The organism is Sphingomonas sp. FW306-1B-B10E, assembly GCF_058782005.1.
In genome coordinates this window covers 1-5,801 of record NZ_JBYSXG010000096.1, presented here as the reverse complement: position 1 = coordinate 5,801, position 5,801 = coordinate 1, and the positions used below count along the sequence as shown (strand labels likewise).

At 68.8% G+C, this 5,801-nt stretch carries 4 protein-coding genes; 1 reads left to right on the top strand and 3 read right to left on the bottom strand.

Features of this window, described 5'->3' with window-relative positions; genetic code table 11:
• Positions 1-50: 50 nt before the first annotated feature.
• From AC3WJI_RS21320 to AC3WJI_RS21310, 3 genes are read right to left on the bottom strand one after another with little or no spacing between them, the layout of a single operon-like run.
• Positions 51-773, bottom strand: a complete 723-nt coding sequence (locus AC3WJI_RS21320) for an ABC transporter ATP-binding protein (protein WP_492759316.1) — start codon at positions 771-773, stop codon at positions 51-53.
• Positions 760-2,181, bottom strand: a complete 1,422-nt coding sequence (locus AC3WJI_RS21315) for an efflux RND transporter periplasmic adaptor subunit (RefSeq protein WP_492759315.1) — start codon at positions 2,179-2,181, stop codon at positions 760-762. Before AC3WJI_RS21315 ends, AC3WJI_RS21320 begins: the two co-directional genes overlap by 14 nt.
• Positions 2,171-3,661 (bottom strand): efflux transporter outer membrane subunit, encoded by a 1,491-nt coding sequence (locus AC3WJI_RS21310; protein WP_492759314.1) that lies wholly within the window; start codon positions 3,659-3,661, stop codon positions 2,171-2,173. Before AC3WJI_RS21310 ends, AC3WJI_RS21315 begins: the two co-directional genes overlap by 11 nt.
• Before the next feature lie 168 nt (positions 3,662-3,829).
• Between AC3WJI_RS21310 and acs the strand changes: the two genes are divergently transcribed.
• Positions 3,830-5,767: an acetate--CoA ligase gene (acs, locus tag AC3WJI_RS21305; RefSeq protein WP_492759313.1), complete on the top strand. Its 1,938-nt coding sequence runs from the start codon at positions 3,830-3,832 to the stop codon at positions 5,765-5,767.
• Positions 5,768-5,801: the final 34 nt, after the last annotated feature.

Below are 5,801 nucleotides of genomic sequence, written 5' to 3'. Positions count from 1 at the left end.
ACCCCCAACCCCTCCCCTGAAGGGGAGGGGCTTGCAGAAGAAGAAGAGCCTCACGCCACCACCTCGCCTTGCGCGTGGCCGGCCTCGATCCGCTCGACCAGCCCGTCCTTGAAGTGAATGATCGTGCGCGCGAAGGCGGCCATGTCGGGCTCGTGGGTGACCATCAGCACGGTGATGTTGCTCGTCTGGTTGAGCTCGGTGAGCAATTGCATGATCTCGACCGAGCGCTCCGAATCGAGATTGCCGGTCGGCTCGTCGGCGAGCAGCACATCGGGGTTGGTCACGATCGCGCGGGCGATCGCGACGCGCTGCTGCTGGCCGCCCGAAAGCTCGGCGGGAGTATGGTCCCACCAATCCTTGAGCCCGACCTTGTCGAGCGCGGCCATCGCCATCTCGCGGCGCTGCTTCTTGGGGTCGCCGCGATAGAGCAGGGGCAGCTCGACATTCTCCAGCGCCGAGGTGCGCGCGAGCAGGTTGAAGCCCTGGAAGACGAAGCCGAGATATTTGCGCCGCAATAACGCGCGCTCGTCGCGCTCGAGCCGTTCGACATGGACGCCCTTGAACAGGAACTCGCCGCCGCTCGGCACGTCGAGGCAGCCGAGGATGTTCATCGTCGTCGACTTGCCCGATCCCGACGGCCCCATCACCGCGACGAAATCGCCCGCTGCGATGTCGAGGTCGACGCCCTTCAGCGCCTGAAAGGCGGTCGCGCCGGCGCCGTAGAGCTTGGTGACGCCGCGCAGCCGGATGATCGGCGCGTCACTGTCCGCCACGCTGGCCTCCACCGCCCTGACCGCCACCTTGCCGCCGCTGGCCGGAGCCCTGGCGACGCTGGCCGCTGGTGCCGTCCGAGGCGAGCTGGCCGGTGATCACCTTCATGCCGGGCTTGAGGTCGCCGCCGGTGATCTCGGTGACGGTGCCGTTGGTGTCGCCGCTGGTGACCTGCACTGCCTGGGGCTGGCCGTCGTCGCCGAGGACGTAGACGGTCTGCTGCGCGCCGCGGCTGATCGTCGCCGATTTCTGCGCGCCGCCGCCGCCGCCGCGCCGTCCGCGCGGCACCAGCGCGCCGGCGATGCCGCCCTGGCCGCCGCTCGCGCCCGCGCCGCCGGCGCTCGGCTTGAAGCGCAGCGCCGCATTGGGGACGAGCAGCACGCCCGGCTTGGCCTTGGTGATGATCTCCGCGGTCGCGGTCATGCCCGGCCGGAGCTGCTGGTCGGCATTGGCGACGCTCAGGGTCGCCGCATAGGAGACGACCTGCGACGACGTCGTCGTGCTGCTCGAGCTGCTCGAACTCGTCGACGATTGCGCCGACAGGTTCGAGCCGAGGTCGACGCGGGTGATTGTCGCGGGGAATGTCTTGCCGGGGAAGGCGTCGACGGTGAAGCTCGCCAGCTGGCCCTGCTTGACCGAACCGACATCGGCCTCGTCGATCGCGACCTGGAGTTCCATCGCCGACAGATCCTCGGCGATGACGAACAGGGTCGGCGTGTTGAACGAGGCGGCGACGGTCTGGCCCGCATCGATCTGGCGCGCGAGCACGACGCCGTTCACTGGCGAGCGGATGACCGCCTTGTAGCGCCGCGTCTCGTTCGACGAGAGCGCCGCGCGCGCCGCGACGACATTGGCCTGGGCGGCGGCGAGCGCGGCGTTGGCGCGCTGCGCGGCGGCGCGTGCCTGCTCCATCTCGACCTTGGCGGGGACGCGGCCGTTCGACAGGCGGCTGACTTCCTCGAGCCGGGCGAGCTGCGCGCGCGATTCGGCGACGGTCGCCTGCGCCTGCGCGACCTGCGCCTGTTGCGCATTTAACTGTGCCTTGCCCTGGGTGATGTCGTCGTCGAGCTGCGAAACGTCGAGCACCGCGAGGGGCTGGCCCTTCACGACGCGATCGTTGACGTCGACGCTGACCGTCTCGACCAGCCCCGAAAGCTCGGAACCGACCTGCACCTGGTTGGTCGGCGCGAGCTTGCCGGTCGCAGAGACCGTGACGGTCAGGTTGCCGCGCGCGGCCTCCTCGGTCGAATATTGCGTGGCGGTGGCGCCGCCGAAAAAGAAGCGCGACAGGAAAAACACCGCGAGCAGGACGACTGCGCCGACGATGATCCACTTGAGCCAGCGCCGCCACCAGGGGCGGGCGGGCGTGCCGAGGAAATCGTTGAGGTTCGCATTGGGATCAGTCGCCATTCGCGGTGCCGCCTGTGGTCGATGGGGCCCGCGATGGGGCCGTGGGAGTGATATTGCTGTCCCAGCCGCCGCCGAGCGACTGGTAGAGCTGGATCAACGCCGTGGATTGATCGGATTGCGCGCTGACCAGCCCGTTGCGCGCCGAGAGCAAGGCGCTCTCGGCCTGGTTCAGCGTAGTGAAGTCGGTGAGCCCTGAGCGATATTGGATCCGCGCGAGGATCGCCTGGTTGTCGGATGCCTCGAGCGCGACGCGGAACTCGGCCTCGCGGCGTTGCGCCGCCTGCAGCGCGACGATCGCATTCTCGATATCCTCGAGGCTGGTCAGCACGGTCTGCTTGTAGCTGAGGAATGCGCCGTCCGCCGCGGCCTGGGCCGAGCGGACCTGGCTGCGCGTGCGGCCGGCGTCGAAGATGGTCTGGGCGATGTTGGCGAACAGGCGGCCGGTGATCACGTCGAAGATCGAGCTGAGCGCGCTGCTGCCCGCGTCGATGCTGCCGCCGATGCCGAGCGAGGGATAGAGCTGCGCCTGGGCGACGCCGATCTGTGCCGTCGCCGAGGCGAGGTTGCGCTCCGCGGCGCGGATGTCGGGGCGCTGGCGCAAGGCCTCGGCCGGGATGCCGGCGGCGACCTGCGCGGGGCCGCGCGGGATCGGCTTGACGGCTTCGAGCTCGGCCTTGAGCGCGCCCGGCGCCTGGCCGGTGAGCACGCCCAGCCGCGAGACGAAGCCGTTGTAATTGGCCTCGAGGCTCGGGATCGTCGCGGCGGTCTGCGCGCGCTGGGCGCGGGCCTGTTCCTGGTCGAGCGTCGAGACCAAGCCGGCCTGGACGCGCCACTGGGCGATCTGGAGATTGTCGTCCTGCAGCGCGAGCGAGCTGCGCGCATTGGCGAGCTGCGCCTGCGCGGCGCGGGCGAGGACATAGTTGCGCGCGGTCTCCGCCTCGATCGAGATCAGGACCGCGGCATAATCGAAGCCCGACGCCTCATAGCTGGCGCGGGCGGATTCGACGCCGCGACGGACTCCGCCGAAAAGGTCGACTTGATAGCTGGCGTCGGCGCCGATGGAGAAGCTGTTGCGCCCGCCTTGCGAGAAGGACGTGACCGTACCGTCGGGCAAGGTGGTAGTCGTGGTACCGCCGCGAAGCGACTCGCTGCGCGAGGCGCCGCCCGATACGCCGAGCGTGGGGAACAGCGCGGCGCGCTGCTGGACGAGCGATTCGCGCGCCTGGCGCAGCCGGGTGACCGCCTGTGCGATGTCGAGGTTCGACGCCTGGGCACGCTGGACCAGCGACGCGAGTTGGGGATCGTCGAACTTCTCCCACCAGCGGCTCAGGTCCTCGCGGGCACGCTGGTCGGCGGGGACCGAATAGGCGTCAGGCACGCCGAGCTCGGGCGCGGTGCGCGGGCGATACTCGGGACCCGCCGCACAGGCAGCGAGCGGCAAGGCGAAAAGGAGCGTCAGGGCGATCGGGCGTCTGGCCATAGGGGGCAAGATGGTCGGCAAGCGCGATCGGTTCCACCGAAAATATGTCGCAGTTTGTCGCACCTCAAGAAAAACTGCGGCTCGGAGCGGCGCCGTAACGGATTCTGCGGCTTGCGTGCGCGGGCTGGTTGGGGACAAGGAGCAGGCAGAAGTGGGAGCGGATTCACGATGAGCGACAGCCTGTACCCGGTATCGGACGAGTGGGCGCGCCGCGCGCGCGTCGATGCCGCCGGATATGAGAAGCTGTACGGCCGCAGCATCGCCGATCCGGGCAGCTTCTGGCTCGAACAGGCGAAGCGGCTCGATTGGGTGCGTCGCCCTGAACTCGCCGGCGACTGGTCGTTCGACGAGGACGACTTTCACATCCGCTGGTTTGCCGACGGCAAGTTGAACGTCGCGGCGAATTGTGTGGATCGGCACCTGGCGAGCCGTGGCGACACGGTCGCGATCCTGTGGGAACCCGACGAGCCCAGCGAGGAACCGCGGCGCTACACCTATCGCCAGCTCCACGAGGAGGTCTGCCGCTTCGCCAATGTGCTCAAAGGCGAGGGCGTCCGGAAGGGCGACCGCGTCACCATCTACATGCCGATGATCCCCGAGGCAGCGTTCGCCCTGCTCGCCTGCGCGCGGGTCGGCGCGGTGCATTCGGTGGTGTTCGGCGGCTTCTCGCCCGAGGCGCTGGCGGGGCGGATCACCGATTGCGACAGCAAGGTCGTGATCACCGCCGACGAGGGCCGGCGGGGCGGCAAGCGCGTGCCGCTCAAGGCCAATGTCGATGCCGCGGCGGCGCATGCGCATGCGCTGGAGAAAGTGATCGTCGTCCAGGCGACCGGCGGCGATGTCGCGATGCAGCCGGGCCGCGACGTCTGGTATCACGAGGCGGCGGCGAACGTGTCTGCGGACTGCCCGGCCGAGCCGATGGGCGCCGAGGACCCTTTGTTCATCCTCTACACCTCGGGATCGACCGGCAAGCCCAAGGGCGTGCTCCACACCAGCGCGGGCTATCTGCTCTGGGCGAGCTACACCCACGAACTGGTGTTCGATTACAAGCCCGGCCAAATCTACTGGTGCGCCGCCGATATCGGCTGGGTCACCGGGCACAGCTACATCGTCTACGGCCCGCTCGCCAACGGCGCGACGACCTTGATGTTCGAAGGCGTGCCCAACTGGCCGGACGCGTCGCGGATCTGGCAGGTCGTCGACCGCCACCAGGTCGAGATCCTCTACACCGCGCCGACCGCTTTGCGCGCGTTGATGCGCGAGGGCGACGATTATGTGACCAAGACTTCGCGCAAGTCGCTGCGGCTGCTCGGTACCGTCGGCGAGCCGATCAACCCCGAGGCGTGGCGCTGGTACCATGAAGTCGTCGGCGAAGGCCGCTGCCCGATCGTCGACACCTGGTGGCAGACCGAGACCGGCGGGCAGATGATCTCGCCCTTGCCCGGCGCGACCGCACTCAAGCCCGGCTCGGCGACCCTGCCGCTGCCCGGCGTCGACCCGCAGATCGTCGATGCCGAGGGCAATGTCCTGCACGGCGCGACCGAAGGCAATCTGGTGGTCGCCAAGAGCTGGCCGGGCCAGATGCGCACCGTCTGGGGCGATCACGACCGCTTCTTTCAGACCTATTTCACTACCTATCGCGGCAAATATTTCACCGGCGACGGCTGCCGCCGCGACGAGGACGGCTATTACTGGATCACCGGCCGGGTCGACGACGTGATCAACGTCTCGGGCCACCGCATGGGCACCGCGGAGGTCGAGAGCGCGCTCGTGCTCCACGCCAAGGTCGCCGAGGCGGCGGTGGTGGGCATGCCACACGACATCAAGGGGCAGGGCATCTATGCCTATGTCACCTTGAACGCCGGTGAGACCCCGTCTGAGGAATTGCGCAGCGAGTTGCGCGCCTGGGTGCGCACCGAGATCGGCCCGATCGCCACGCCCGACGCGCTCCAGTTCGCGCCGGGCCTGCCCAAGACGCGCAGCGGCAAGATCATGCGGCGCATCTTGCGCAAGATCGCCGAGGGGGACGTCTCTTCGCTGGGGGACACCAGCACGCTCGCCGATCCGGCGGTGGTCGACGATCTGGTGGCGAACCGGGTGGGGTAAAGCACTCCCCTCCCTGCAAGGGAGGGGCTGGGGG